Source organism: Streptomyces sp. AM25, from assembly GCF_058146165.1.
On sequence record NZ_JBKIWN010000045.1, the window covers coordinates 1 to 26688 of the forward strand.

The 26688-nt window shown below is 68.3% G+C and carries 29 protein-coding genes; 19 read left to right on the forward strand and 10 right to left on the reverse strand.

Annotated elements, in window-relative coordinates:
* The 3 genes from ACLHRZ_RS33855 to ACLHRZ_RS33865 form a co-directional block, all read right to left on the reverse strand.
* A partial coding sequence (locus tag ACLHRZ_RS33855) for a DUF5999 family protein (protein WP_490422448.1) occupies nucleotides 1-299 on the reverse strand: 299 nt, incomplete at its 3' end.
* Entirely contained in the window at nucleotides 299-730 is a 432-nt protein-coding gene (locus tag ACLHRZ_RS33860) for a DUF6415 family natural product biosynthesis protein (protein WP_490422449.1), read from the reverse strand. The genes ACLHRZ_RS33855 and ACLHRZ_RS33860, both read right to left, overlap by 1 nt.
* Entirely contained in the window at nucleotides 730-1233 is a 504-nt protein-coding gene (locus tag ACLHRZ_RS33865; protein WP_490422450.1) for an ATP-binding protein, read from the reverse strand. The genes ACLHRZ_RS33860 and ACLHRZ_RS33865 overlap by 1 nt, the downstream gene beginning before the upstream one ends.
* Before the next feature lie 278 nt (nucleotides 1234-1511).
* Between ACLHRZ_RS33865 and ACLHRZ_RS33870 the strand changes: the two genes are divergently transcribed.
* From ACLHRZ_RS33870 to ACLHRZ_RS33885, 4 genes are all read left to right on the forward strand, one after another.
* A complete protein-coding gene (locus ACLHRZ_RS33870) occupies nucleotides 1512-2399 on the forward strand; it encodes a helix-turn-helix domain-containing protein (protein WP_490422451.1) in 888 nt (295 codons plus the stop codon).
* Between the two features lie 19 nt (nucleotides 2400-2418).
* Nucleotides 2419-2640, forward strand: coding sequence for a DUF397 domain-containing protein (locus tag ACLHRZ_RS33875; RefSeq protein WP_490422452.1), 222 nt, complete (start codon nucleotides 2419-2421; stop codon nucleotides 2638-2640).
* Between the two features lie 264 nt (nucleotides 2641-2904).
* A complete protein-coding gene (locus ACLHRZ_RS33880) occupies nucleotides 2905-5097 on the forward strand; it encodes a type IV secretory system conjugative DNA transfer family protein (RefSeq protein ID WP_490422453.1) in 2193 nt (730 codons plus the stop codon).
* Nucleotides 5098-5170: 73 nt separating this feature from the next.
* Nucleotides 5171-5455, forward strand: a complete 285-nt coding sequence (locus ACLHRZ_RS33885) for a hypothetical protein (RefSeq protein ID WP_490422474.1) — start codon at nucleotides 5171-5173, stop codon at nucleotides 5453-5455.
* Between the two features lie 45 nt (nucleotides 5456-5500).
* Here the strand turns inward: ACLHRZ_RS33885 and ACLHRZ_RS33890 are convergent, their stop codons facing one another.
* Nucleotides 5501-5908, reverse strand: a complete 408-nt coding sequence (locus tag ACLHRZ_RS33890; protein WP_490422475.1) for a helix-turn-helix domain-containing protein — start codon at nucleotides 5906-5908, stop codon at nucleotides 5501-5503.
* 205 nt (nucleotides 5909-6113) lie between these two features.
* Here ACLHRZ_RS33890 and ACLHRZ_RS33895 point away from each other — a divergent pair, with 205 nt between their 5' ends.
* The 12 genes from ACLHRZ_RS33895 to ACLHRZ_RS33950 all read left to right on the forward strand — a co-directional run bounded on the left by ACLHRZ_RS33895 (nucleotide 6114) and on the right by ACLHRZ_RS33950 (nucleotide 18689).
* Complete coding sequence (locus ACLHRZ_RS33895; protein WP_490422454.1) at nucleotides 6114-7202, forward strand: conjugal transfer protein; 1089 nt, start codon at nucleotides 6114-6116, stop codon at nucleotides 7200-7202.
* A gap of 79 nt (nucleotides 7203-7281) precedes the next feature.
* On the forward strand, nucleotides 7282-7524 hold the full coding sequence (locus tag ACLHRZ_RS33900) for a hypothetical protein (RefSeq protein ID WP_490422455.1): 243 nt from the start codon (nucleotides 7282-7284) through the stop codon (nucleotides 7522-7524).
* On the forward strand, nucleotides 7524-8099 hold the full coding sequence (locus ACLHRZ_RS33905; RefSeq protein WP_490422456.1) for a hypothetical protein: 576 nt from the start codon (nucleotides 7524-7526) through the stop codon (nucleotides 8097-8099). Before ACLHRZ_RS33900 ends, ACLHRZ_RS33905 begins: the two co-directional genes overlap by 1 nt.
* Nucleotides 8096-10654, forward strand: a complete 2559-nt coding sequence (locus ACLHRZ_RS33910; RefSeq protein WP_490422457.1) for an ATP-binding protein — start codon at nucleotides 8096-8098, stop codon at nucleotides 10652-10654. Before ACLHRZ_RS33905 ends, ACLHRZ_RS33910 begins: the two co-directional genes overlap by 4 nt.
* Nucleotides 10651-11274, forward strand: coding sequence for a hypothetical protein (locus tag ACLHRZ_RS33915; protein ID WP_490422458.1), 624 nt, complete (start codon nucleotides 10651-10653; stop codon nucleotides 11272-11274). Before ACLHRZ_RS33910 ends, ACLHRZ_RS33915 begins: the two co-directional genes overlap by 4 nt.
* Before the next feature lie 34 nt (nucleotides 11275-11308).
* Nucleotides 11309-13303 (forward strand): hypothetical protein, encoded by a 1995-nt coding sequence (locus ACLHRZ_RS33920; RefSeq protein WP_490422459.1) that lies wholly within the window; start codon nucleotides 11309-11311, stop codon nucleotides 13301-13303.
* A 10-nt stretch (nucleotides 13304-13313) separates the two neighbouring features.
* Complete coding sequence (locus ACLHRZ_RS33925; protein WP_490422460.1) at nucleotides 13314-14084, forward strand: hypothetical protein; 771 nt, start codon at nucleotides 13314-13316, stop codon at nucleotides 14082-14084.
* Nucleotides 14084-15316 carry an NlpC/P60 family protein gene (locus tag ACLHRZ_RS33930; RefSeq protein ID WP_490422461.1) on the forward strand — a complete coding sequence of 411 codons (1233 nt, stop codon included), beginning with the start codon at nucleotides 14084-14086 and terminating at the stop codon, nucleotides 15314-15316. Before ACLHRZ_RS33925 ends, ACLHRZ_RS33930 begins: the two co-directional genes overlap by 1 nt.
* 16 nt (nucleotides 15317-15332) lie before the next feature.
* Nucleotides 15333-16271: a hypothetical protein gene (locus tag ACLHRZ_RS33935; protein ID WP_490422462.1), complete on the forward strand. Its 939-nt coding sequence runs from the start codon at nucleotides 15333-15335 to the stop codon at nucleotides 16269-16271.
* A gap of 485 nt (nucleotides 16272-16756) precedes the next feature.
* Nucleotides 16757-17746, forward strand: a complete 990-nt coding sequence (locus tag ACLHRZ_RS33940; protein ID WP_490422463.1) for a hypothetical protein — start codon at nucleotides 16757-16759, stop codon at nucleotides 17744-17746.
* On the forward strand, nucleotides 17743-17895 hold the full coding sequence (locus ACLHRZ_RS33945; RefSeq protein WP_490422464.1) for a hypothetical protein: 153 nt from the start codon (nucleotides 17743-17745) through the stop codon (nucleotides 17893-17895). Before ACLHRZ_RS33940 ends, ACLHRZ_RS33945 begins: the two co-directional genes overlap by 4 nt.
* The gene (locus tag ACLHRZ_RS33950) at nucleotides 17892-18689 is read left to right on the forward strand and encodes a hypothetical protein (RefSeq protein WP_490422465.1); all 798 of its coding nucleotides are present in this window, start codon (nucleotides 17892-17894) and stop codon (nucleotides 18687-18689) included. Before ACLHRZ_RS33945 ends, ACLHRZ_RS33950 begins: the two co-directional genes overlap by 4 nt.
* A 119-nt stretch (nucleotides 18690-18808) precedes the next feature.
* On the opposite strand, the gene ACLHRZ_RS33955 is transcribed toward ACLHRZ_RS33950, so the two are convergent.
* The 5 genes from ACLHRZ_RS33955 to ACLHRZ_RS33975 form a co-directional block, all read right to left on the reverse strand.
* Nucleotides 18809-20233 (reverse strand): UDP-N-acetylmuramoyl-tripeptide--D-alanyl-D-alanine ligase, encoded by a 1425-nt coding sequence (locus ACLHRZ_RS33955; RefSeq protein WP_490422466.1) that lies wholly within the window; start codon nucleotides 20231-20233, stop codon nucleotides 18809-18811.
* Nucleotides 20230-20868, reverse strand: a complete 639-nt coding sequence (locus ACLHRZ_RS33960; protein WP_490422467.1) for a cysteine peptidase family C39 domain-containing protein — start codon at nucleotides 20866-20868, stop codon at nucleotides 20230-20232. The genes ACLHRZ_RS33955 and ACLHRZ_RS33960 overlap by 4 nt, the downstream gene beginning before the upstream one ends.
* Before the next feature lie 16 nt (nucleotides 20869-20884).
* Nucleotides 20885-21850, reverse strand: a complete 966-nt coding sequence (locus ACLHRZ_RS33965; protein ID WP_490422468.1) for a D-alanine--D-alanine ligase family protein — start codon at nucleotides 21848-21850, stop codon at nucleotides 20885-20887.
* Nucleotides 21851-22187: 337 nt separating this feature from the next.
* The gene (locus ACLHRZ_RS33970) at nucleotides 22188-22640 is read right to left on the reverse strand and encodes a DUF7848 domain-containing protein (RefSeq protein WP_490422469.1); all 453 of its coding nucleotides are present in this window, start codon (nucleotides 22638-22640) and stop codon (nucleotides 22188-22190) included.
* Nucleotides 22634-23050, reverse strand: coding sequence for a hypothetical protein (locus ACLHRZ_RS33975; RefSeq protein ID WP_490422470.1), 417 nt, complete (start codon nucleotides 23048-23050; stop codon nucleotides 22634-22636). The genes ACLHRZ_RS33970 and ACLHRZ_RS33975 overlap by 7 nt, the downstream gene beginning before the upstream one ends.
* 191 nt (nucleotides 23051-23241) lie before the next feature.
* Between ACLHRZ_RS33975 and ACLHRZ_RS33980 the strand changes: the two genes are divergently transcribed.
* Nucleotides 23242-24459 (forward strand): helix-turn-helix domain-containing protein, encoded by a 1218-nt coding sequence (locus ACLHRZ_RS33980; RefSeq protein WP_490422471.1) that lies wholly within the window; start codon nucleotides 23242-23244, stop codon nucleotides 24457-24459.
* Nucleotides 24460-24528: 69 nt separating this feature from the next.
* On the opposite strand, the gene ACLHRZ_RS33985 is transcribed toward ACLHRZ_RS33980, so the two are convergent.
* Complete coding sequence (locus tag ACLHRZ_RS33985) at nucleotides 24529-24756, reverse strand: hypothetical protein (RefSeq protein ID WP_490422476.1); 228 nt, start codon at nucleotides 24754-24756, stop codon at nucleotides 24529-24531.
* Nucleotides 24757-25229: 473 nt separating this feature from the next.
* Between ACLHRZ_RS33985 and ACLHRZ_RS33990 the strand changes: the two genes are divergently transcribed.
* A complete protein-coding gene (locus tag ACLHRZ_RS33990; protein WP_490422472.1) occupies nucleotides 25230-25529 on the forward strand; it encodes a hypothetical protein in 300 nt (99 codons plus the stop codon).
* Nucleotides 25526-25780, forward strand: a complete 255-nt coding sequence (locus tag ACLHRZ_RS33995) for a hypothetical protein (RefSeq protein WP_490422473.1) — start codon at nucleotides 25526-25528, stop codon at nucleotides 25778-25780. Before ACLHRZ_RS33990 ends, ACLHRZ_RS33995 begins: the two co-directional genes overlap by 4 nt.
* Nucleotides 25781-26688: the final 908 nt, after the last annotated feature.

Below are 26688 nucleotides of genomic sequence, written 5' to 3' on the forward strand. Positions count from 1 at the left end.
GAGCTCAAAAAGGTGCAGTTAACACACCAGCCCTGCACGAGGTCCCCCGCGACAGGCTTGGCCGCCTCGCGGTCGCTCGCTCCGGCAGGGGGGCAAGGGGGATCATGCGGGCACATTGCGCTCTCCCTCTCATACGGGCTCGTACGGGTGTGGCCCCTCTTCGACGGCCTACGGCTCTCGGGGGGAACGGAGCGAGCCGTCGAAGAGGGTGTCGTGGGCCCTCGCTCGGCACGTTCGTCACGAGCGGCCGTCGGCGGAAGGGCAGCGACCGGAAGCATCGGGTAGGTGGCAGGCATCATCAGTCGGAACCCTTGACCTGCTTCGTGTTGATCAGTAGTTCCAAGACGTCCAAGGTGACCCAGGCCAGTCGGCGGAGATGGCCCAACGCCTCCCGCTCGGCGCCGGGGAGCTCCTCGGAACGCCGTTCGCGGGCCCGTTGAACGAGGGCCTGCGTCGCCGCGTTCTCGTCGCTCTCGGTGTTGGCCAAGACGATGTTGACGAGCTGCATGAGGTGGCCGCGGAAACGCTCGGCAAGCTCATCGAACCTCTCATGCGACGGCGCCTGGTTACCGAGGACATCGGCCAGGTCCTCGAAGATGGCGTCCACGGAGAGCGGCTGCCAGTTCCGCATGCTTTCCAGGACGAACCCAATGGAGGCCTTGTTCAGGGGCATCCATCGTCCGGGTGCCCCGAGAGGGAGGCGGTCCGCTTCGGCCGTGGTGGCGCCCATCAGCGCTTCCCTGCCGTGCCAGTGTTGAGCGTGCACCAGACGGTCGCGCCGCCGAGGCTCGTCCCCCAGGCGTCGGCGAGCGCGTCCACCAGAATCAGGCCCCGTCCACCCTCGTCGAGCAATCCGCCCGGTCTGACGTGTGGGACCTGACGCCTTTCGGCGGGGGTCTCCTCGTTGAGGAGGTCGGTCACCTGGATGCGAAGGCTCTGCGGCATTTGGTGAAGCCCCGCTTCCACCAGGTTGCCCGTGCCGTGCTGGAAGGCGTTGGTGGCCAGCTCAGTCAGGAGCAGCGCGGCGCGGTCAGCGAGGCCGAACAGGCCCCAGAGTCGCAGGTGCGCCATGCCGATCCGCCGGATCCGGCCCGGCTTGCGGAGGTCACTCTCCGCGATGCCGTCGGCGGGGTGCCTGGTACGCGGGAGGGTGACCACGATGTTCCGGAGCGCCGGCTCGTCGCCGTCGATGCTCAACATCTTGGAGATGGTCGGACTCATGGTGATCGGCATTGCCCAGACCTCCGCACTCGTCCTGACGGGGTGACGGAGAGAGGGCATCGTCGCACTGAGCGGCGATTTTCGCCTCTCCATGTCACCGCTTGGGCTGGCTCAACTACGTTGGCGGGCAAGTGCGTTGCAAGGCAACTGATTCGTCGCTGAAATTTCAGCGAGAGTCACATTGGACTATGCCGGAACATGCACAGAGGGCTGTGGCGGGGGTGTAGGGGATGTCACACTCTGCGCAGGGCGGTACCCGATCAGCCCACAGACATGGGGGTGGTGCACAGGTGGCGAAGAAGCGCGGCGCGACCGGCAGGCGGTTGGAGCTCGGCCTCCAGCTCAAACAGTTGCGCGAGAATTGCCCGCCGGTCGAGGAGAGCAGGGCACGCGGCATGACCCGCAAGGCCGCAGTCCGCGGGCTCAAGTCGCTCTCGGAAGCCTCGCTCCTGAGGATCGAGCACGGGGAGCTGAACTTCAGGCGCAACGTCGGCGACCTGCGCACTCTCCTGAAGAGGTACGGAGTCACCGATGAGGAGTTCATCGAGCAGCTGGTAGAGCTGAACCGCGAGGCCCCGAACGATGACTGGTTGACCCAGTACCGGGCCTTCATGCCGGCGGGGATGCCGCACTTCGTCGGACTTGAGGCTGAAGCCGATGCCATTCACGCCTACCACCCGACCGTGATCTTCGGTTTGCTCCAGACCGAGGCATACGCGCGGGCCCTGTTCGAGGTACAGCGCCCCGTCGAGGACACCACCGCCGAGTTCGTGCAGCGCAACGTTGAACTACGAATGGAGCGGAAGAAGAGGGTGCTGGGTCAAGACGTCAAGCTGCACGTGATCCTTGGAGAAGCGGCGTTGAGAACTCCCGTAGGCGACCACGACGTCATGCGAGAGCAGTACCAGGAGATCGCCACGTTGGCGCGCGAAGAGCACATCTCGGTTCAGGTGTTGCCGTTCAAGCGCGGCTACCGCGCGACCCACGACTTCATCATCCTCGACCTCGGCGAACCCCTGCCGATGCGCGTTCAGACGGACAACTCGTGGGGCGCTATCTCCACCTCGGACAAGCGCCGGGAAGTGGACCGGTTCATCCGCCGGTTCCAGGCGATGGTAGGGGTCTCCCTAGGCCTCGAAAAATCCATCGAATTCTTGGAAGAACTAGCGCAAAGGTAGCAAAGCCATCAATACATACATGTCATCAACGGAGATCGCGCCCGAAGGCGCGTGGGTCAAGTCGTCGCACAGTGATGGGACCGGCAACGCGTGCGTCGAAGTCGTCAACCTCAGCAGCTCCGGACACGTCGGCATACGCGATTCCAAGGACAAGGCGGGGCCGGCTCTGGTCGTCTCTTACTCGGCGTGGGCCCACTTCGTCACGCTGTGTGTCCCGGTGTACGGGACCGTCACCACCTGAACCTCACTGGCCGGTGAACGCCTCGCCGGCCGCTCCCTCGGCGCCCCGCGCCTGGCCTCGAAGCCGGGCGCGGGGCGCCGCACTGCGAAAACGCGCCAGGGTTCTCGATCGCATGAGCGAGGATCAAGAGGCGCGTGTGCGCCGCCCGGCTAGACGAGGCGGCGCCGACAGAAAGGGGGAGGGGTGGAACAAGCACTTCACTTGCCCGGGGGGGCTTTCGGGATCGGTGGCGGGGGCCTGCTCGCGGGCCTCATTGTCCTCGCCGTGATCGCCAACCAGAACAGCAGCAGCCCAGCCAAGCAGGCCGAGTTCAACAAGAAGATCGAAGAGTTCGCCGCAGTGATCGGCCGGTATCTCTCCGGCCAGGAGCTCAGCGGCATCCCGCGGAGCGAAGCTACCTGGTGGCGAGCCGGTGCTCCGCTTCCCGACGACAAGAAGACCGAGACACCCCTCGACCAGCTCGGCGGCGCGCCGGCAGGGGGCCCGCCCGTGTCCTTCGACAAGAACGTCCCCGTAACCGGTATCCGCCGCGCGCTGAGGGCTGTCACCGCACCCGTGCGGGTCCTGGGGCGCGCCCTCGGGGGGCTGTGGCGGGTCCTGCGGACCTGGCACCGGTGGCCGCGCGCTGCGCGTGCCGCCGTCCGTCTGTCCCCGATTCCCATTGCGTGGGGAGTCTGGAGATTCCCCGTCGAGACCGAGCTCGCGCTATCCGCCTTCGGCGTGGCCGTACTCGCCGTTGCTATCACCAGCCGGGCCGGTCTTGGTTGGTGGAGGATGAATCCGGTGTGGACCGACGGTCAGGTTTACGGCCCCGGCGTCTGGGTGGCAATCCGTCAGGTGCTCCGCATGGAGGAGACCGAGAAGCGGGCGCGCTGGCTCTCCGTCCCGGACGACATCACCGCGGCCGACGCTCGCGTCGTGCTGCGTCTTCCGGCGAAGTGGGTGGGCGGCCCAGAGGCCGTAGCAGCTATCGAGCGGATCGTCGAAGAACGCGTCCCCGGCGAGTGGGTATCGAAATGGGAGCGCACCGCACAGGAGCACTACGTCCAGTGGTCGCCTAAACTGAAGCCTAAACCGAAGCCGAAACTCCCGAACTACGTTCCGTGGAAGTCTACCGGGGACCCGCGCCGCGTATTCATCGGCCTCGCGATCGAGGGGGGCGAGGTCGTCGATGTCATCATCCACACGAAGACTGCTACGCCGCACTGGGGCGTGGGTGGTGACACCGGCAGCGGAAAGTCCACTGTCCTCTATATTCCTGTCGTGCACGGACGGCAGAATGGCGAGCTGATCGACATTCTCGACACCAAGCGCAACAGTCTTGCCTTGGCCGAAGGATATTCAGGCGTCCGAATTCACAAGTCCGTGCGTGAGTGCGTTGCGGCGTTTGCTGAATTCTTGGCCTCGATGACGGCGGCCGAGGCGGCACAGGAAAGGGGAGTGGACGAGTCTATTCGGAGTCAGCTCATACCGAGGACACTCGTCGTGGATGAACTCCCGACATTGATCAAGCTCGCATACACCTGGTGGAAATACGGGATCAAGGGCAAGGGGGTTCCCCCGTTTCTGGACTGGCTCTCGATCATCCTCCTTCAGGGGCGCTCCTCGAATCACCGGGTCGTCGTCGGTACGCAGCAATTCGCCAACGCCTATTTTGGCGGAACGATGGAACGCTCGCAGATCGGGACGAAGATTGCCGTGGGATATCAGGGCCGAATTTCCTGGGGCGTGGCTTTTGGGCAGAGTACGCCCGTCATCGGGTACGACACGACGATTCCCGGGCGAGGGGCCTTCTCCGACAAGCAGAAGGATCCCGAGGGGGACGACCTCTATGTCAGGGAAATACAGCCCTGCTACATAACCCCAGAGGTACCGCAGCTCCTCGCGCAATGCCCGAAGGCCCCCGATTGGTTCGACCGCGGGGAGATGGCACCGTGGATCACCGACGAGATCCTCACCGAGGTCAACGCGGTTGCGGCCACCGCCCACTTCCTCCCCGGAGGCAAGTTCGGGCCGGCGGCGTTCGCTGGTGTCGCGTCCTCGTCTAGGGCGGGGATCACTAGCGGTCCGCCCAGGTCACAGGGCACGACAGCCCACGGCACGACAGCCGGCGCGACAGGTGCGCTCACCCCGTCCGACGCCGTTCCCACCCTGTCCGCCGGGCAGAGCGGGCAGCCGGAGGACGAGCTCCCCGAGACCTACTCACTGGCACAAGCCTTTGAGGGAGGAATCCTGCCGTGGAAGGCAGCCACGGCGCGCACCTATTTCAAGCGCGGAGCGTCCAGGGGAATTACGCCTCCCGAGGGGATCACGGACGGTCAGACCTCCTATTACAGCGAAGGAGAGCTTACAGCCTGGCTCGCCGAATGGCGGCGGTGGCAGGACGAGAACAACGCGAACGGACGCAAGACGGAAGCGCAGGGGAAGGCCGAGGAGGCGAGAAGTGCAAGCGAATAGGACGGCGGCAATCGTAAGCCTCTTGCCTCAAGGGGGCGGTGATCTCACGCACGGTGGGGCGGCGTTCGTGTCAGTGGACATCGAAGGCCGGCGCGTCTCGGCATACGCGACGACGGAATATGGTGACACCGCCCCTGTTCTTGTGGCCGCCGGATGGCACTTGCGATGGCCGATCCCGCCCATGGAAAACGATGCTGCTAACTCGCTCCTGAAGGCCATAGCCCCTTATGCGGAGTGTGTTTTCGACGCCGCGGAAATTCAGGTGTCACCGCTCGGCGTGACTCTTCGGGCCGGTGCGGGGGCAGCGATTGACGCAATCCAGAGAGAATGCGCGGCGGCCTGGAAGGCCACGGACTGAGCTGACGGCAATGTGAAGGGCGGTAGCTCGGGGGAAGCGCCCCGGCTACCGCCCTTCTGTGTCCCGTCCCCGGGATGGGGTGAGGCGCGTGATGACGACGGCTGGAACGCCGAACGACTTAGAAAGAATGGGAATCCAGCGTTGCGGGATCCGGCGGGCTCCGCGCTCAACGGTGCAGTAGGTAGAGGGCCTGACGGCGAGAATTTCTGCAATATCCCGCTGACGCATTCCCGACACCGACCTGAGCGAGCGGAGCGTAAGGAGCTCCTCGTCGATCAGATCGAAGGCGGTAACCCCAAATAATTCCGCAAGTCTGAGCAGCGTTGCCGGATGCGGGATCTTCCCGCCTTCCCATGTCGAGACGGAGCTCCGTGCCACTCCGAGAGACGCCGCCACGTCTGCCTGAGTGAGCCTGTGGCGGTCTCTCAGGTCCCGCAGCAAATTCCCGCGCATCCCCACGCGTCCACCCGCCCCCGGTCCGATGTGGCCTGTGGGCCCGCACTCTAGCGCCTCTTGATCAACATCAGATTGCGTCAGCAGTCGCGACAGCAAGGCAAGTTGATGTGCGAAGTTCTTTGACGCGCACCTGACCCGCGCATATGGTCGATCATCATGCGCCCAGTGGGCCACGTGGGGGTGGGGGGTACGGATGCTGTCGGTGGGGTCGATCGTCCGGAAGATTGCAGGGCTGCCGGAACCGGTCGAGAAGGAGAAGGGGGAGGGCGCGAGCGCGTCCACGCCTGACGAGGAGCCGCGCCCTACGAACCCGTGGGAGAGCGCTTCCGCCACCCTGCGCAGCCAAACCGCCGTTCCCCGCTCGACGGCTCCCTCGTCGTCCGGGCCGCGCACTCCGTGGACGCAGCACGAGGAGTCGAAAGGTGCCGTCGCCGCACGGCGCTTCGGCCGCGGTCTGGCATGGGCGGTGCTGCTGCTCATGGCCTTCATCGGGGTTCGATCCCTGTTCATCCCGTCCAAGGCCCACATCTCGGAGCCCAAGCCGGCCGCGACCGGCCCGGCATACCCGGTGGCCGAAGCCCAATCGGTCGCCGCTCGATTCGCGATGGCCTACCTGGGATGGGACGAGTCGAAGGCCGCACAGCGCACTGCGCAGCTGACCTCGGTCCTCGCTGACGGCAGTGACACGACCATGGGTTGGGACGGCCACGGGCGGCAGGACGTGATCGCCGTCGAGCCGGGAGAAGTCACGCCCGGCGACAAGCACCAGGCGCGCGTACGCGTCGACGCCCTCGTCCGGCCCGCTGCTCCGCAGACGGACAGCAAGGACAAGCCGGCGGAGCCTGACGCACGCTGGGTCGGCCTGGACGTCCCCGTCGTCGAGACGTCAGGCCGCGTGATCGTCACCGGCCGCCCCGGCGTCGTCGGCATCCCTGCCCGGGGCCCCAAGGCGCCCGACCTCGGCGTCCCGAAGGGGGACACGGAGCTGACCGCGGCGACGGAGTCCGTCGTCCGGCGGTTCATGGGCCTGTACCCCGGCGGTGACACCGAGGCCGTCACCGCGCCGGGGGCCGAAGTGCCCCCGCTGCCCGGGGACATGAGGTTCAAGTCCCTGGATTCCTGGGCGCTCGACGACGGCGGCAGCGGCACCGACCGCACGGGCTCGGCGTCCGTCACGTGGACGATCGGCGGGGCTTCGATCACGCAGACGTACCGCGTCCAGCTGGCCCGGGTGTCCAGCGGCGACGCCCAGCGGTGGCAGGTCGCCGCGGTGCGCGGCGGCTCCCTCTGACGCCCCACGCCTCCACCTCACAGGACATGAGCACCCCTCATCGTCCCTGCTTATCCTGCTGAACCCTCAAGGGGGACAAATGCACTACCTGGCCGCATCCCTGACGACTGGCGCGCAGCTCAAGGACTGGATCCTCACCGTCGGCGGAAACGTTTTGGCCGGCCTCTTCGCGATCAGGGCCATCGGCTACCTGATCAAGGACGAATACGGCAAATTGATAACTTTCGGCGTCGCGGCCGTCTTCGTCGGAGCCCTGGTCTGGGCCCCCGACACCGTCGTTCCCGTGCTCACCGGCGTGTGGGACAAGGTCCGGGGCGCCTGATGAGAACAGGCCGCACGTACACCCCGCATTTCCACATCGACACCCGGCAACACGAGCTCCTCGGCTTTGACCTGGGCGAGGGCGTCCCCCGTCGCGCGATCATCCTCGGCCTCGCCCTCTACGCCGTGTGGGACGGGCTCCTCCTGCTCCTCCTCGGCCTCCCGACACAGCCGAGTTTCATCCTGTACTTCCTGCCGCCGCTGCTCGTCGTGGTCTATGGCGTCCAGCGGTCCCGCCGGACCGACCGCCGATGGAACATCACCAACTGGTCCCTTGCGGTCCGTTACCTCGTCGTCGGGCACCGGCCGATCGTCTGCGGCGGCCGGCGCGCCGCCTCCCGGAGCGAGTGGCTCGGCCGGCGCGCCCGCTGGGAGGGCCGCGTGGCCACGCTCACCCGGTCGTCGTTGCTCGGGCCGGTGGTCGAGCGGTGGCTCGGCAAGGAGGAGACCGTCCCGGCCGGCGCCGGAACTCCGCTGGTCCTGAACTCCCGGCCGCGGCTGTACGGCCCCGATGCCGTCGTCAAGGCCTACGGCCGCCGGCCGCCCACCACCCGCACGAAGGGGGACGCACGATGAACGTGGCGCAGAGGATCGGGGTGTTCCTCGGCGTGGGCGGCGACCGATCGGCCGCGCCGCCGCAGTACACCGCCCTGGCGGACGGCCTGATCGTCACGGACTCCCACGTCGAGGCCTGGTACGTCCTGGCCTCCTCCAACACGGACCTGATGTCGGAGCAGGCCCGGGACGCCGAGCTCGACCACGCCGCGAGCGCTCTGGCGAAGACGCTCGCCGGGCACGAGTGCCACCTCCGAGTCCTGTGGTCCCCTCTGAACGCCGAGGACTACCTCGCCGAGGCCGAGGAGATTTTCTCCGCCGGCGACTGGCGCTCGTGGGCGGAGCTGCGGGTCCGCCGGCTCGAACAGATCGGTTTGCCGTCGCGTCATCTGCTGCTCGGCGTCCGGCTCACCGATCTCTCCGGCCCGGTCGCCCGCCACGGGAGCCGTGGACTTCAGGGCGCGCTCGGGATCAACTCGACGAGCGTCAGCAGCCGAGACCTTGCGCGGTACGACGCCATGATGCGCCGCCTCGGCCGCCGGTTGGAGGCGAGCCCGTGGAAGGCACAGCCGGCGGCCGTCGAGATGCTCGCGTGGATGATCTCCCGCGAGCAGCACCGGGCGGCCCCCCTGCCCGCGGCCGGCGCCGGCGTGATCACGGGCGCCTCGCTCACGAACCTCACGAGGGGCCGCATCCTGCCGTACCCGGATCACCTGCGCGTCATCGACGGGCGCGGCAAGGTCGGGGCCTGGGTGTCGGTCCTCGCGATGACGTCATTCCCGGCGGAGATGGACACACCGGGCTCCGGTGAGTGGCTCCGAGTGCTGAGCGATATCAACTACGTCCCCGTGGATGAGGACCTCGACGACGATCTCGACCCGTCTACCCTCATCCAGCCCGTTTCCCCCGAGGCCAGCGTCCGTTTCAAGGTGCTGCCGAAGAAAGACAGCCTCAAGAAGACCAACGACACCCGCAAAAAGGCCAAGGAACAGAGACGGAGCGCGGCGCGGGGAGCCGCCGAGGACCCGGGCCTCGACATCGATGAGACCGAGGACGCGATGACGGTCCTCGCGCGCGACATGCGCCGCGAGAGCATCACCTTGGTTGAGGACCACCCGCGGTTGATCGTCACGAGTACGACCAGCCTCGACGACCTCCGCGCCCGCACGGATGCCGTGATCGCGTACTACGCCGGGATCGGGATCGATGTCATCGTCGCCGAGGACGAGCAACGCGAGCTTCTTCTCGAAACGCAGCCCGGCGACCAACTCCGGGTGCCCGACCTCGGTCACGTCAGGGACGTTGCCGCTCTGGCCGGCTCCTGGTGGTGGGGCGGCGCACAAGTTGGAGACGACTCGGGGCCGATCGTCGGGTACCTCACCGGCTCCACCCAAGGCACGTTCAGGAACGACGTCACCAGTGGCAGCGACCGGGGCGACGCCACGACGACCGTTTTCGTCGGGCGGTCCGGCCGCGGCAAATCCACGGCCATGATGCTCAGCCTCCTCGACGCCGGACACCGCGGTGCCTACGCCCTGGCGCTGGACTTCAAGGGAGACCTAGGCGGCGTCGTCACGGCAGCCCGACGGTACGGACTCACTGCCCATGTGATCCAGACCGGCCCGAGGTTTGCCGGGGCCGCCGACCTCTTCGCGCTCCTCGACCGTGAGGGATCTGAAGTCGCGCAGGTAGAGGTGCCGGCGCAGCTCAGCATCGTGTGCCCGCCGCACCTGCGGGCCCGAGGGGCCGAGACGCCGATCACCCGCGCGACGAACGCCGTCATCGCGGAAGCCGCCGCACGAGGAGAGCGACCGGCTACGTGGCAGGTGATCGAGCACCTGCGCCACGAGGAGGACGAGCTCGCCCGCGAGACCGGCGAAGCGCTGCACGAGATCAGTAAGAACGCGCTCGGTGCACCGTTCATGGGGCGGCCCGCGGACGGCGTCACGCCGCTGACGCCGGCTCCCGGGATCTGGGTGGTACAGATGCCGGGGCTGACGCTGCCTCCGGCGGAGACGCCCGAGTCGGAGTGGAACCCGATTCAGCGTCAGTCGGTCGCGCTCATGCACAGCATGCTTGCCTACGGCGTCACCACGGCCGGCCGCCGGGACCTCCGCGGCCTGCGCAAGATCGTCGCCGTCCCGGAGGTCCACGTCCTCACCGCCACCCGGCAGGGCGCCAGTTTCCTTTCCTATGTCGCCCGAGTCGGTAGAGCCTTGGCGACATCGCTCCTGCTCGACACCCAGGACTGCGAAAGCTTCATCCAACTCACTGGTGTAGTCGAGCAGTTGACGACCGTGGCGGGCTTCCAGCTCACGAGCAAGACGCAGCAGGACGCCCTTGCCGAACTCCTCGGCCTGCCACCGGGCGAGCACACCCGGGCCCTGATCCAGAGCATCGGCATCCTGCCGGACGGCGAAATCCGACACGGCCACTGCATCGTCAGGGACCGGCGCTTCGCCGCTGCGACCGTGCAATTCGACCTCCCCAGCCAACAACTCAAGGACGATCTCGACACCTCACCCAAGGCCGTTGACGCCGACGACGGCGTACCCCTGGAGAAGGCGGGCGTATGAACCGGCACCTCAAGACCACAGCAACAGCAGTCGTCGCCCTGGTGACCGCGGGCCTCCTGGCCACGGGGTGCAGCTCCGGCAGCGACAAGAAGCAGGCCGCACCGACGGCGAGCACCGCCTCGACGGACGGTGCTCTCAAGGCAGCCCGCACCTACCAAGCGGCCGTCAACGCGCAGTCCTGGCGCTTGGCCTGCGAGCTGGAGTCGGCACGCCTGCGTGGCGGGTCGGTCGACGACTGCGTCCGCGACAACACCCCGACCGTCCCCTCGGCGAGCAGCTCCTCGCCCCCGCCGACGGACGAGCCTGCGCCCCCGGTCTACGCCGACGGGTCCACGCCCGCGCCGGCGGCCACCAGGACGACGAGCGGGCCGGACCGGGCCGAAACGGGCCCGGTGTCCGCGTCCGACCTCATCGAGGTGCCGGCCACCGACAAGCACCCGGCCGGGTACGGCGCCCTCGTCACCTACACCGTCACGTGGCCCGGCAAGCCGTCCACCACGGACCGGCATGCGCTCCGGATGATCCGCGAGGCCGGCGCCTGGCGCGTCGACCAGCAAGAGGACGTCCAGGCCGGAGACGAAGGCCATGGCTCCCCCGTCAGAGCAGCGCTGGGGAAGTGACATGCTCCTGTACCGAATACCCAAAATGCGGAACTTGGCGATTCCGCTCCTTTTCGTCTACGTGACTCTGCTGGTCACCGCGGGGCCTGCTCACGCTGCTGATATCGACCCGATCGGTATCGGAGACCTCATCCCCACGCCGGACTCAAATATCCCGGACGACCAAAAGACGCTCTACGAGACGTACAGCAACACCAACTATTGGCGGCTGGACGTCGATTACGGCAAGTGGGACATTCTCGACCCCATGGCCGAGACCATCGCTGACATCTGCATGGCGCTGACCGCGGTCATCGGCCAAGCGTGTGTGTCGGTGGTGCAGTGGATTTTCCAGCTCACAGACATCCCGGCCCTCTCGGGCGCAGTAGCCAAATCCATCGGCGGAGCGTCGAAGGGGCTCACCGTTACCCTTCTTCCGTCGGCCCTGGTGGTCGGTGGCCTCGTCGCATTCGTCAAAAATCGTGAGGGCGGCGGGGGTGGTGGCGGCATGTCGCAAATCGCCTGGGTCTTCATTTCGGGCGTTGTGTCGGTCTCCCTGTTGAATTCTCCGAACGTGTGGGTGGACGGCATCGACAGCACCCGCCGTGTGGGCGCCGAGATCACCCTAAACGCCACGTCAGCAGGCATAGGCGAGGGAAACACGCAGTACCCGTTCAAGATGTCGCACGAGCCGAAATTCAGCGGCAGCGGGAAGAACGACATGCTCCGCAAATCGAGCGACGCGATTTGGCGCTCGTACGTGGCCGCCCCCTGGTGCGTCGCAAATTTCGGCTCCTATGAGGTCTGTCAAAAATACGGGAACGACCTCCTTCGTATCGGAAAAGCCAACAAGGATAAGCGGAAAGAGTGGCTGCAAAACCACGTCACCGATAAAGCAGTCGGCGACGACTCGGTCACCTGGCGGCAGGGCCACAACCCCCTCGGCCGCGTCATGGTCACTCTGCCTGCCTTCGTCAGCATCCTTATTTTCGCGGCAATTGTCCTCATGCTCGCCTTCACCTCACTAGCGAGCCTGTTGGGTGCCCTAATGCTCCTCGTCGCAGGGGTGATCTTCGCATGCCTATGGGTGATCCCTGGAAGACCTCGGCAGTGGGGTCTCGCATGGTTTGATCAGCTTTTGGCCCGAACTCTGGAATCGATGATCGCTACACTCGTCCTCGGGTGCGTACTCATCATCCAAACCGCCACCACAACCCTGTTCAAGCAATACGGCTGGATCGGCACGACAGGTCTAAGTATCGCCGCGGTCATTATCGGCCTGAAATTCCGGAGCATCATTGCTCAGATCGTCGGTGTGAGCGGTACCTCCGGCGGCATGCTCGCCGGCGCCCTCCTCACCCGCGCACTGAACGGCGGCGGCCGAGGCGGGAAGCGGGGAGGGGGGGACAGCGGCCACAACTACAAGCCCGTACGCACCCGCCAACGTCCCTCCCCCTCGTCCGGCGCCGGAGGGGGCCGCGGGGGAACTGGGGTCGACTGGAGCGTCGAAGTCTTCCGCCCCACCGTCCGGCCCCCCGCGCCGAAACCCTTGCCCGGCGCGGGGGGCGCAGGCGGTGCCGGCCGACCGGCGCTCCCCGGCGGTGGCGGACCCACGCCTCCGCCGGCTGGCCCGACGCCGCGTCCGACCCCCGGCGGCCCGTCACCTCTGGCCCCGGCCGGGCCAGCGCACGCACCCGCCGCCGTCCCCGCACCCCCCGCCCGCCGCCCCGCGCTCGTCGGAGCCACGGCAGGGACCGGCGCCGGGCATGCGGGCCAGGGGCAACCGGCGCTCCCGAGCAGCCCCTCGCTTCCGCCAGGCCCCACGCTGCGCCCCGAGGCCGGGGGCGCGCCGCACCTGGCGTTCCGGCAGGCCGCACCGCCGGCCGGCCCCGGGGCTGCGCAGCCCCGGGTGATCCAGGGGACCGTCATCCGCAGTACGCCCGTGCCGCCGCCGGCACCGCGGAAGGCCACGACGACGCCCCCGCCCAAGCAGGCGGCAGCGCCGGCACGGCGAGCGGTCCCGGCCCCGCGTCCCCGCTCGAAGGAGTGATGGCCCGACCATGTCCAGACCCGATGAGGAGCGCACTCCCGAGGAGTGGCGCGACATCCTCGCGTCCTTCGAGTACCCCGAGGAGATCAAGCGGAGCCGGTGGCGGGGGCGCGCGGGCCGCAAGCGAGCCCACCGGGAGGCCGTGCGGCGGCGCACAAAGGAGTGGGTGCGACAGGAGCGGCGCCGGGATCCGATCCGGCCGGGAGGCGCGATCATCATCGTTGCCCTCGTGCTGGGGATCGGGTTCGGCGCGCGGTACCTGCTGCCGGGCGACTCCGGGCACGCCGCCCCCCGGGCCGCGGCCAGCTCCTCACCCTCGGCGTCCGTCAACGCGCCGTCTGCGCCGCCGAGTTCGGGGGAGGCGGGCGTGTCCCCGAGCCCGTCGTCCTCGGTGGACTTGGGCACCCCTGAGCACGTCGCCGAAGAGGCGGCCCGGCTCTACCTCACCCGGAACCCGCCGGTGGACGGCAAGTACACCGCAGCGATCCAGCGGGCGGCGCCGTACATGACGCCCCCGCTGGCCGAGAACCTGGCGGCGAGCAGCGATCCCGCGTGGGAGCGGCTGGTAAGTCAGGGCGGCGTCTCGCGTGTGACCGCGGTCAAGGTCGAGCCGGCCTCGGCCAAGGGGTTGTCACCCGACATCCCCGGCCGGGTGTGGCGGCAGATCACGGCGACGGTGGACATCCAGGGCTACACCCACAGCACCGAGACCACCACGCTGCAATTCGAGCTGACCAACAGCGATGGCGGGTGGCGTGTTTCGCGGATCGTGGGCCTGTAGTGGACGCACGCGACGCAATACGCACAGTCTCCAAAGTGGCGGGCCGTGCGTTCGTTCTGAAAGCCGCCGTCATCGGCTTTGCGCTCTTCTTTATTTTCCTGCTCATAGTTGGCATGTTCGGGGCAGGGGGGCAGGACGCTTTCGCAAGCTCCTGCGGAAAAAGAGGGATGCCCGAAGCCGAGGACACCTCATCCGACGGGCAGGCCGCGAACGGCAGCACGAGAAAAGAACAGATAGCCAACGCGAAGATCATTGACGAGGTAGCCAAAAAATACGGCCTCCCAGGAAAAGCAACGCTTATGGCGCTGATCATCTCTCTCCAGGAAAGCGGCCTCATCAACCTAGACCACGGCGACAGGGACTCTGTAGGCCTTTTCCAGCAACGCCCCTCGTCGGGGTGGGGGACCAAAGAGCAAATCATGGACCCCAGATACGCCGCGAAAATGTTTTTCATGGGAGGAGACAGCGGTGATCCGCCCGGCCTGACCGATCAGCAGGGCTGGGAGTCGATGAGCATCCGCACCATCGTCACGAAGGTCCAGCGGCCCGACGACCGATACCTCGACCTCTACGCCGGGCATGAGGGCACCGCGCGCGCCATCGCCCACGAGGCCGGCATCGACCTCGACCGCGGCGGCAACCCCACCGGCAACAAGCAGCGCAAGGGCCAGGACAAGAACGAGGGCGACAACAGCAGCGCCCAAAACGCCTCCCAGGAATGCCATCCCGACGGAGCCCCCAGCCTCCCCAACGGCGCCCTCGACATGGGCCGCCAGGGAGATGGAGGAACCCTCGGCTCCCCCTTCCACGACGGACACGCCTCATGGCCGTCCGACGTGAAAAACCCACGCAGCACCGCCGAAGCCATCGCATGGGCCAAACACGAAGCCACGTCCGGAGGGAACGACTGGTACCGCGCGTGCCTCGCGTTCGTCGCCAGAACCTACGGATGGAATTTCAGCGGCGTAGCACTCGCCATCGAGCACTACCGACAAATGCCCGCATCCATGAAACACGACCACGACAGAAACCCGCCCCCCGGCGCCCTCATGTACTGGGAGACGGGATCCCCGGCCGGACACGTAGCCATTTATTTGGGCGACGGAAAGATAGCAAGCAATGACATCCTGAGGCCGGGATACATTGACGTCGTGGACGCGGACCTCCCCGAAACAAAATGGGGTGCCAAATATCAAGGCTGGGCCCCTCCATATTTCCCGCAGGGCGGATAGGCGGAAAGAGATAGACATGATAGACCCGCACACCATTCCGGCCACCCCGGTTTACACCATCACTCTCAGCTCCTCCGGCAAAGCCGCGATCGACGGGGAAGAAATCGACCACACCGGAACAACCATCGACGAGGCCCGCGTCGCCGCTCTCGCCGAGGTCCGGATCAAAGCCGCGCTCCACGGCCGCCCCGTCCGCGCCCTCGCCAAAGAACACGACGGCGCCGCCTGGCCCCTGATCGTGTCCCCTGACGGCCAGGTGACCACCCTCGACCAACCGCACCCCACCCCAGCCCCCACGCCCGTACAGACACCGCCCGCCCCCCGCAGCGCCCCTCCCGCGAAGCGCCCCACCAGCACGGCCGCCGCAGGAAACCCGCCGCCGCACGGGGAGTTCACCGTGACCTACGCCCCACCGCCCTGGATGCCCTCGGAACAGGCGATCGTCGGCCACGCCAAACAGGAGCGAGCGCAGATGTTGTGGGCGGAGCCTCTCCCCTCGGAGCCGACGTACCGGCTCCAGTGGGCGCAGCTCGTACAGCAAGAGCAGGCCGGGGCCCTGGTCGAGGCCGTCATCACCGCGCACCGGATCGAGACCACCCTCGCGGAAGCGCAGGAGTTCGGGCCGAACCACCCGCACACCATCAACATGATGACGGTCCGGGCCTGGCTGACGCTGCGCGTCGGCGCCGAGGCCGAGCTCGCCGAGACGATCGAGCTCCTCGTCGATACCGCCGAACGCCGGCGGGAAGCCGCGGCACAGCCGGAGGAGGACACGGCCCGTCTCGCCCGCAACGCCCACGCCCTGTGGCGCCGCTTGGCGGGCGAGGACCCCGAGAGCGCCCGCGAACTCGCGGAGCGCCTCCTCGTCCTCCTCGTCGCCTTCGACGACGGACTCCGTGCCGGGGACGTTATCCGCTGGGTGGAGAGCGGCGGGACAGCACGAGGAGCGGCGTAGCGGGGTCGGCTGGCCCGGTGACGGTGACATCATCCCCGAGGTGAATACGTGTCCGATGACAGCGATCCGTCGGTCCAGTGCGTCTACGTCTGCACGATCGGACGTCCTTGCACGCGACGTTCGGCGCCGGAAACGCTGATGAACGCGGTCTCCCGGTACATCGAGAGCCTCGGGCTGACCTGCGAGAACGCCGGGGAAATAGTCGCTGAACTGGCCATATAGCGTTTCCCAGTGTTTCAGGGCGTTTCCCTGTTTGCTGGCTCGCGCCCCCAGAGAACCCCCGGCGCCGGGGCCTCTCCCCGCTCTTGTCGGCCTGCTCGGCGGGGGTGTTGGGCACTTTGCGGGAGGTCTCGGGGACGGGCGTTCACGGTGGTACGGTGCCAGGCGTCAGGTTGCTTCGTACCGAAAACGAAGCGACCCCCGGCGGTGCGTCAACACCAAACCGGGGGTCTTCACCCACCTCGCCTGCGCGCTTCTATTCGCAGGTGCCCAACGAGATCATTCGTCACCCCCGCCTGTCGTCGGACGCGGTCCGGCTGCTGACCTGGGCGCTGTCTCTGCCGGACGAGGCGCTGGAACCGCTGTCCCGGACCGCGCAGCGGGCCGGGATCGGGCGGTCCGCGTTCAGCCGGGCCAAGCGTGAGCTTGTTGTCGAGGGGTTCCTTCACGAGTGGCGCCGACAGGTCCACGGAGGCCGCTGGGCCACGGAGCAGATGGTCAGCAACGTGCCACTGACGGCCACTGAGGCGGCAGCGGCCCGGGACGGGCAGCCGAGTGCCCAGTCCCCGGCCGCCGGTAAGCCGAACCGCCGGACCGTCGGCCGTTCCCCTGAGAAGACTGAGAAGAAGAACTACAACCCTCCCGCCCCCGCCCCTGTTCCTGCGGACGAACCGGAGCCCGGGACCGACAAAGCACCTGCAGCAGCAGGGCGGGAGGGGGAAGTCCCCCCTCCTGCCAAGCGGCGCCGGGCGTGCACGGTGCCGCCGCCGCTAGTCGAGCGCGGCGGGCTTGTCCTCGCTGCTGTCGCTCATGCCGAACCGCGCCTTCGGCTCTCCGGCCGGGACGTGGCCGCGCTGGCGCCCCTGGCCGGCGAGTGGTTCCAGCGGGGCGGCGGCCTGCCGGACCTCCGCGAGGCGCTGACCTCGGGTCTGCCGGACGTCGTGCACAGTCCGGCCGCCCTGGTGCGCAACCGCCTGACGCGGAAAATGCCGCCCGCGCCGACCTTTGCTGAGCAGCGCGAAGCCGACCGTCGCGCGACTGCTGCGGCTGCGGGCCCGCGCGTGGCCCAGATGCGGGAGTGCGCCGGGGAGCACGTACAGCCGCTGCTGTTCCGGCCGTTGGACGGCGAGACGCTGTGCCCGTCGTGCCGCTGTGCCGAAGCCGGTGTTGCTGCTGGCGCCATCGATGCCGCGGTGCGCGGTGGGGCTGCTGTCCGTGGGGTGCTGCGTGCGCGCCGGGCGGGGGTGACGGCGTGAACTACGGGCCTCTGGAGTGCTGGGACTGTGGCGACGACGCCGGGCCGTTCGTCCGCGTCGGTGGACAGTTCCTGTGTGAGACGTGCGATGACGAGGGCAAGGCGATTCTCGCCAGGCTGCGGGCGCAGGCGACGGAGGCGGGGCAGTGACCGACGAACGGATGCCCTGGTACCAGTGGCTCGTCCTGGCCGGCGCGCTCGCGATGTCCGCGCCGGGTGAGTACGACCTTGCGGTGGCCGCAGGCTGGGTACCGGCCGTGGCCTGGGTGATGCCCATGGTGGTGTCGGTGTACGGGGCCGTGGCGGCCTACGTCGCCAGGAAGGTTCCGAAGGGAACGATGGCGCGGCGCTCGGCGGTGGCCGGCGCCCTCGCGGCTCTCCTGCTGGCTCTGGCCTTCCAGGTGACCGCGCACCTGATGGCCGCCGGGTACGTGCACGAGTCCGCGTGGCTGGTGGCCGCCGTGTCCGCGACCCCGCCGGTCGTGGTGGCGCATCTGATGCACATGCCGCGCCCGTTGGCCAAGGTGGCCGATAGTTCGGCCGCTGCGACGGTGGAGGAGGCGGAGACCGTGACGGCCTCAGAGAGTGGTGGCCGCCCGGCCGGGATGGCCGCCGGTACGGAGGCCGTGGCCGACGGTCCCGGGCCCACAGCGGACGCGGTGGCCGTGAACGGTTCGCCGGCCGCGGCCACAGCGGCCACTGACGAGTCGGCGGCCGTCCCGGAGTCGGTGGTCGTGGCTGCCGCAGCGGCCGGTGGCCGCCTGCGGCCGTGGTCACGGACGGGCCGGGGGCGGAGATGCTGCCGGGCTTGGCCGTTGTGGCCGCGCCCGAAGAGCGGGCGCCGGACGGCCGTGGCCGGTTGCGGGGGCGTAGCCGGATGGTGCCGGACGCGGACAGCGTCCGAACGGCCATGGCCGCGCTGGAAGCCGAGGGGAGTGCGGTGACCGGTGACACGGTCGGTGCGCACTTCGGGGTGTCCGGCCGGACCGGGCGCCGGTATTTGGCCGAAGTGGCCATGTGAGCGGTGCCGGTTGGCCGTCCTGCGGGCGGCCAACCGGCTCGGTCAGACGCTGTCGCGTGTGTCTGCGGTGGCGTCGTGTCCCGGATGCGGTAGCGGTGGGTGCTCCGATACCTCGTTGGCCACAGCTTCCAGGCCGAGAGCGTTGGCACCCTTGATGAGTACCGTGTCCCCCGGCCTGGTGATGCTGTCGAGGACACTCACCAGCGAGGGCACGTGTCCGACCTCGGTCACGGTGATGCCGGAGCCGTGTGCGGTTCGCGCCACGATGGACATGTGTCCACCGCCGACGGCCACGAGGTGATCCACCCGGGCGGTGACCACCGCATCGGCCACCTTTCTGTGCCACTGCTCGCTGTCGGCGCCGAGTTCGGCCATCTCGCCGAGTACGGCAATGGCACGCCGTTCCCCGGCGATGTCCCGGAGGGCCCCGAGCGCAGCAAGCATGGCCTCGGGCGGTGAGTTGAAGGCGTCGTTGATGATGGTGATGCCGTCGGGCCGGGCGGTGACTTGCATGCGTCCGCCGGAGACGAGACGGGCGGTGCGCAGGCCCTCGGCGACCGTCGGGAAGGGCACGCCGGCGGCCAGGGCGGCGGTGGCGGCTGCGAGGGCGTTGACCACGTTGTGGCGGCCGTGGACGGCAAGTTGCAGGCGTGCTTCGCCGTCGGAGGCGGTGAGGGTGAACGAGGGGCGGCCCTGGCCGTCCACGTCGACGGCGGAGGCTCGCACGTCGCAGTGGGGCGTGGTGCCGAAGGTGAGGACGCGGGCCACCGTCCGTCGGCTCATGGCACGCACGAGTGGGTCGCCGCCGTAGAGGACTGCCGTGCCGTCGGCGGGGAGGGCTTCGACGAGTTCTCCCTTCGCTGTCGCGATGGCTTCCCGGCTCCCGAACTCGCCCACGTGTGCCGAACCGATCCCCAGGACGATGGCGATGTGCGGGTGGGTGATGGAGCACAGGTGCCGGATGTGGCCGATGCCCCGGGCGCCCATCTCCAGGAGGAGGTAGCGGGTGTCCGGCTCGGTGCGAAGCACCGTGGCGGGGAAACCGATCTCGTTGTTGAACGAGCGTTCGTTGGCCACGGTCGGCCCGTGGAGCTGGAGCACGTGGGCGAGGAGGTCTTTCGTGCTGGTCTTGCCGGCGGAGCCGGTCACGGCCAGGACGGTGCCGGTGTACTGGCCGGCGGTGTGCCGGGCGAGGTCGGCGAGCGCGGCCAGGACGTCGGGCACCAGCACGGCCGGTACCCCTACCGGGCGTGCGGCGAGTGCGGCGACGGCGCCTTGGGCGATGGCGGCTGCGGCGTGGTCGTGGCCGTCGGTGCTGCGTCCGGGAAGGCAGGCGAAGAGCCCGCCGGGGTGGATCTTGCGGGAGTCGAAGGAGAGGGGGCTGTGCACCGTGCGGCCGGTGTCGGGTACGTGGTCAAGGGTCCCGCCGGTTACCCGGGCGGCCTCGGCGAGGGTGAGCGGGATCAAGGGGTTCCCTCCGTCCGGGGGCCGAGGACGATGCCCCGCCCGGCGTAGAAACGGTCCAGGTCGGTCCACGGGACGGCGGCGAAGGTCTGGGAGTGCCCGGGGAAGCCTGACGGGTTGTGGATGAGCACGCGGCCGGAGTCCGCCCCGACCGCGAGGACGAGGTGACCGCCGCGGCCGGTGGGTGCCGGATCGAGTGTGCGGATGCTTTTGTGCACGGACATGATCACCAGGCGGCCCTGCCCGATCTCGGCGGCCACCTCATCGGCCGGGAGATGTGGTGCGCTGCGTGCTTCGATCCCCCACCGGGCGGTGACGTAGTCGGTGAAGGGCTGATAGATGAGGCCCTTTACCTCGTCCCCCTGACACACGTAGGCACCGGCCTGGACGAACTCCCGGACCAGGGGGACGGAGGACGGGACGGGGTGGCCCAGGAAATCGAGGGTCATCCGCAGGCAGGCCATGCCGCACATCCGCGGTGCCCAGAACGCGTACTCCTCTGCCGTGTCGGCTCCCGACTTCTGCCACAGCGGATCGTCTTCCGCCGCTCTGGCACCGCTGACGAACTCGCGGACCAGAGCGGCGGACTCCCACTGCGAGTAGTACGGGACGTCGTGTTTGATCACAGGGCCGGTCATGGCCCCCAAGTCTGGCCTACGGCACGTATCCCGGTTTGGTGTAGGCCGTCTTCAACACGTGTTTGAGCAGATCGGTGTAGTCCATGCCCGATGCCTTGGCCATGGTCGCCAGGTTCCCGACCTCGGACAGACCCGGCACCGTGTTGATCTCCAGCATGGCGGTCCGGCCGGCGGGGGTGGCTAGGAAGTCCACCCGGGAAACCCCGTGCGCCCCGATGCGGCGGTGCGCGCGCAGCGCGAGTTGCTGCATGTGCTGTGTCTGCTGCGCGGGAAGTTCGGACGGGCAGTGTTCCCGGCGCAGCGACAGGTCGTGCTTGGCCTCGTAGTCGTAGAACTCCCGGTCGGTCTCCACGTCATGGACCGCAAGCGTGGTCAGAGAACCGTCGACTTCCAGGACGCCGACGGTGCAGGCGCGGCCGGCAAGGTACTCCTCGATCAGGTACTCCTCGTAGTGCTCGGCGCGCGAGCTCCTGAGCAGGGTCTCCAGCTGGGTCTCGTCCCAGGCGATGCCGGCCGCCAGGCTTCCGCCTCCGGAGGCGGGTTTGACGAAAACAGGGAAGCCGAGGGTGTACTTCACGGACGAGACGGTTGCGGCCAGGGACAGCCCCGGGGGGAGCTGCATCCACTTCGGGGTGTCGATCTGCTCGGCGCACACCACCCGTTTGAACATGGGCTTGTGCATGCCGAGCGCGGAGGCCAGCACGCCCGATCCGGTGTAGGGCACGCCGAGCGTTTCCAGGGTGCCCTGGAGTTTGCCGTCCTCGCCCCCAGGGCCGTGCGAGGCCAGGAGGGCGACGTCGATCCGGGCTCGCAGTTCGCTCCATGGGGCGTCGCTGACGTCGAGGAGCTCCGGGACGGCGCCGAGGGCGGTCATGGCCTTGGCCGCGGCTTCGGCAGAGCGCACCGACCCGGGGCGTTCCGGTGACGGCCCGCCGAAAAAGATGCCGACGCGCAGCCCTTCCGGTGCAGGGATATCGGACATCGAACACTCCCTTGCTCGTGGTGTACGGGAGGGATAGGGGTCCGCCCCGGCCGACTCAGGGCCGGTAGGCCGGGGCAGGAGTTCATGGGTCCGCGGGGTCATCCCCTGCCGCCTCGCACGCCAGGCTTGAAATGGGCGGGAGCCAGGGGAGTTTGCGGATGACCGTCACGCCGTGCTCGTCGCACCGGTAGACCCCCGCGCGCAGCGGTCTAATGCTGTGCCCGCCATGCGGGCACAGCATTCTGTCGGGCCCGCACGCGAGCCGGTTGCGGCTCACCACTGGAAGGTGGGGTGCATGCTTGACCAGTGCGCGGCGCGCTGCCGGGCGAGGCGCGTCTCAGCCACCGTGCCTCCGCTTCCTATCGCCCGGTTCAGGCCGGCGTCGATTGCGAGGCAAGACGGACAGGACGGCCCTGGCACGCCAGGTGGGGCGGCGGAGCCGGGACCGGGCCCCGGTCCGTGGGGAGTGGTCACCACGTGCCGCCACGCCCGTTCCAGGTCCGGCCGGTCTGCTCTCATCACGTGGGGCACCTTCCTTGCCTTCGCGCTGGACGTAGGACATCGCCCGGCAGTCAGTCACGAACGCGACGTGCTTCGGGTACTGGCCGGTGTGCTTCATGCAGGCGAGCTGTACGAGTGCGGGGTCGTCGGCGCCTTCGGTCTTCCAGGTGCAGGTGGTGCAGCGGGCCCCGTAGGTCACGGTGTCGGGGTGCACGACGATGCGGTGCGGCACGAACCCCCACACCCCCCGCACGGCTTCACGGACCCGGATCAGGGCTGTGGTCACCATGCCGCGCGTTCCAGATCACGGATGTCCGCTCGCCACTCGTATCCGCCACCAGGGGGCAGGAGCCACACACAGGAAGGAGGGGGGTCATCCGCGTAAGGGGCAGGATCGCCGAAGCCGTGCACGACCCCGACTTTCCCGGTTGCCCCGTCACGAACGTGTACGTTGAGATCGAGCCAGCCCGGTATCACCGGATCAGCGGGGCACGCGCCGGCGATGCGAGGCCTTTCCTCTTCGGCACGGGCACGCAGCCCCATGACCTTCTGTAACTGAGCGGCCAGCGCATCAACTTCATCGTTCCGAAGGATCACCAGTGCATCGGCGCCCGTGCCGTCGCGGAACTCGACCCTGACGGGCAGAGCGGCCTGGTCTGCCCGGCGGTCGTAGGCGAGCCCTCTCGGAAGTGGTGTCACTTGGCTGACGAAGACGGGCGCTCTGGTCGGAGTAGGGGTGTGACTGACCATCGGTATCCCTCCGCCTCAGGGGTGGACGACACACCAGGAAACTCCTTGCGCTCAAGATCAGTTGACACATCAGTGACACACCGACGGCCGGAGACCGGCGACAATGGAACGGGCCGCGAGGCGACTGGAAGAGTGATGACATGGAAAGCGCATCGGTCGAACACACGCCCGCTGCGGGCGAGAACATTCAAGTGTTGAGGAAGGCCCGCGGCCTGACGCAAGCGCAGCTGGCCCGTGCAGCGCTTATCTCGGTCTCTATGCTGCGAAAAATTGAAAATGGGACCAGGGCGGCGACTCCTCCGACAGTTGCAGCGATCGCCGGTGCGTTGCATGTCACCACCGCGCGGATCAACGGGCAGCCGTTCCTAGGCCCGTCCGAGCAAAGCGATCTGCTGGATGACCTGCGGAACGCCCTGCGTCGATACACGCTGCCGCGTGAGGACGTGCCCCCCCAAGAGCAGCTGGACCGGGACATCAGGAAGGCCCAGGCGCTCCGCGCCGGCAGTGAGTACCTGGAGCTGCTCCGCATGCTGCCGACGCTCCTCGGCCAGGTGACTGCGGCGGCCCTGAGCAATCCGGAAGAGCCGGGGATCTGGTCACGGCTCGCTGACGTCTACGGCTGCTCGTACACCATCGCCCATCGCATGATGCAGCCTGACATGGCCGACACCATCGTGGCCCGCCAAGCCTGGGCCGCGCGGCAGACGTGGAACCCCGACGCCGAGGCGATCGCCGCGTGGACGGAGGCGGGGACCTACCAGAGCGCCGGCCAGTACGCGGACGGGCTGGCAACCATCGACCGAGCCATTACGGCGTTTGAGCGGTCGGCACTCGGACGCGACAGGGATCCGGAATTGGTCCTCGCGTTGGGATCGCTGCACTTGCGGGGTATCGTCCTCGCCTCGCGTGACCGGAACAAAGGCGCCACCGAGGCGCATACCGTCAAAGCGCGCGAGCTGGCCGCTCTCGTGCCCGCCGGTTACGGAGACCTGGTGGCCCACAATCTGACCTTCGGGCCCGGCAACCTTGCCTTCTACGAGATCGGTTCAAGTATTGAGCTTGATCAACCGGGCCGGGCTTCCGAGATGGCGCAGCCCCTGATGGAGTCGCCGCCCAAGGGGCTGAGGGCTTCCCGGGTCGGCCGCCTCTGCATTGACACCGCTCGCGCCCGACTGGCGATCAATGATCTTGAGGGGGCGGAGAATGCCTTGCGCGTGGCCTTCAGGGTTGCTCCCCAGATGACGGAGATACATCCAATGGCACGTGAGGTGCTGCGTGTCCTATTCATCCTCCATCAACGTAGCCGTCCTGGCCTCCTGTCCATGGCCAAGCGGTCGGGGCTGGCGCCGGAGCTGTAGGCCTCGCTAAGTGCGGAGAAACGCGACGAGGCCCCCGCCGCCGGCTGAACCGGCGGCGGGGGCCTTCTGTCAGCGAGCAGCCGTGGCCTGCCACACGGGAATGACGACGCAGAGTAGGGCGATGAGGACGGCGAGGCTGGGAAGGGGCCAGCGGGAGCGCTCCAGGGAGGCGAGTCGGCGTTCGTGGTCACCGAGGTGCCGGTCGCTCTGGTCGCTGCGCTGGACGAGGAGGGCGAGTGCGCCGTCCACGCGGGCGAACCCCGCTTCCATGGTTCCCCGGAGCCGTTCCAGCTCCAGGGCGACGGCCGCGGTGTCGGCCGGGTTCCCCGAGGCCTTTTCAACGCCGACGCTTCCGCCGGGACGTCCTCCGCAGAGGACCGCGAGACGCGGGCCGAGGAGCGGGCCGAACGCCGCGCGGCAGCCGCCGTCCAGCGCGCTGCCGACGCCGACCAGTGAGCTGGCCGGGCCGAGAGGACCGCCGAAGGGCCCGCCGAGGAGCTGCGATCGTATGCCCGCACAGTGGATGAACATCGGACAGAGCTCGCCGCCCTCCGGCAGGCCCTGAAGAAGAGGCTGGCGAGCGAGGCTGGACGGCGGTCGAGATGGCGGCGGAGGAGATCCCCGGGCCGCCAATCCCGATGCCGGGCGAGGACGATGGCGAAGCCGTCGAGGACTGAGGCGGCCCCATGGTCGTCCGAGGGGGGCCGCGCTGAACAGCTGCGTGGTCCCCGGCCACCGGGTACCGTCGGTTCCACCATGAAGGAGGCATCGTGACTGCACAGCCCGAACACCGTCCCGTGCCCGAGCCGCCGCCCATGCGCACGTTGCGCGAGCTGCGGACCGCACTGCGCGCCCATGGTCACTCCGGTGACCTGGAGCAGTTCGAGGAGGCGATGGAGACAGCCGACCTGGACGACCTGACGACGGTTCGGCGGATCACGCAGCACTACCGTCACTGTGTCCTGTTGCGGCTCGACCCCGTGGGATCGGCTGCAGTTGGCCGGTCGGCCGAGGACATCGCGGCCGAGCTGCGGCGCAAGCTCGCCGACGCCGCTGGCGGCGCCCGGTGACCCACGCGTTCTACTCCGACGCCGCGGACAAAGCCCGGGTCGAACTGACCCGCAGTGAGCGGGCCGCCGTCGAGGCTGTCAGGCTTTCGCTGGAGACCGACCCCCGGCAGGGGCACCCCATGCCCGACAGCGATGTGCAGGTGGTTGTGCTGCTGCCGGAGGACACCGGCGGCCGCGGTATCTCGGTGGTGTACCGCCACAGTGAGGAGCTCGCGGCCACTTTGATTCTTTGGCTGGTAGCAGGGCCGTAGGCACCGGCACTGCGACGCTACGAGGCGGGAGCGCGGCTGCGCTCCCGCCGGGTACGCGTGAGATGAGCGTGTGCCCCAGTGTGGTGGCGAAGTGGGGACCGGGGCGCCGATATCGCCACGTGCGGCGTGTCTGGGTGCCAGGATGGGCGCATGAGCACGGCTGACCGTTGCCGCGAACGGTCGGGCTCGTCAGGCTGGGCCCAGATCCTCCACGCTGCTGACGACATCCGCCCACCCCGTTCATCGCTGCACCCCCGTCGAGCCCACAGCCAGGGTGAGGGAGGGCGTCGAGCTCGGTGAGCAGCGTGTTGGCCAGGGTCTTGACGGTGGCGGGGACGGCAGTGTCGGTGGCTTGGGTGAAGTGGAGTTCCCAGTCCCGGCGGGTGAGGTTCTCGGTTTCGTGGCCGGGCTTGGGGTTCGCGGTGGCGTGCAGGGCGGTGGATTGCCAACGGCAGGTGCAGGCGGCCTGGAGGAAGTTCGGCGGGACTGGGTGCCCTTCGGCGGGGCTGGCCTACCTTCCGCGTTCGCCCACAGGGGATCGGCCCGTTTGGCCCGGCCGGTGCTGCAGAGCGGCGGGTGATCCTCCTCGCCTATGTAGCCATGGACTTGGATCTCGCGCTGGCGAGTGTCGGCAGCGGGGGAGGTGGACTATGGTTGCGCCGCATCTTGCTGGTCTGATGCGCCATCATGTCAACGAGGATCGCCCGCGAAGCGGGCAGAGGGGGGCGCAGTCAATACTCCCTAAACTCCCTAACCCTGAAAGGGTTCCCGCGAAGCGGGAACCAGGACCTCGCGAAGCGGGTCCTGAGGGCCGACGCCGTGAAACGGCGTCAGGCCCCCGTGAAACGGGGGCGGCGGTCCGCGAAGCGGACCGCTAGTTGTAGCACGCGCAGCGTGCTACAGACCCG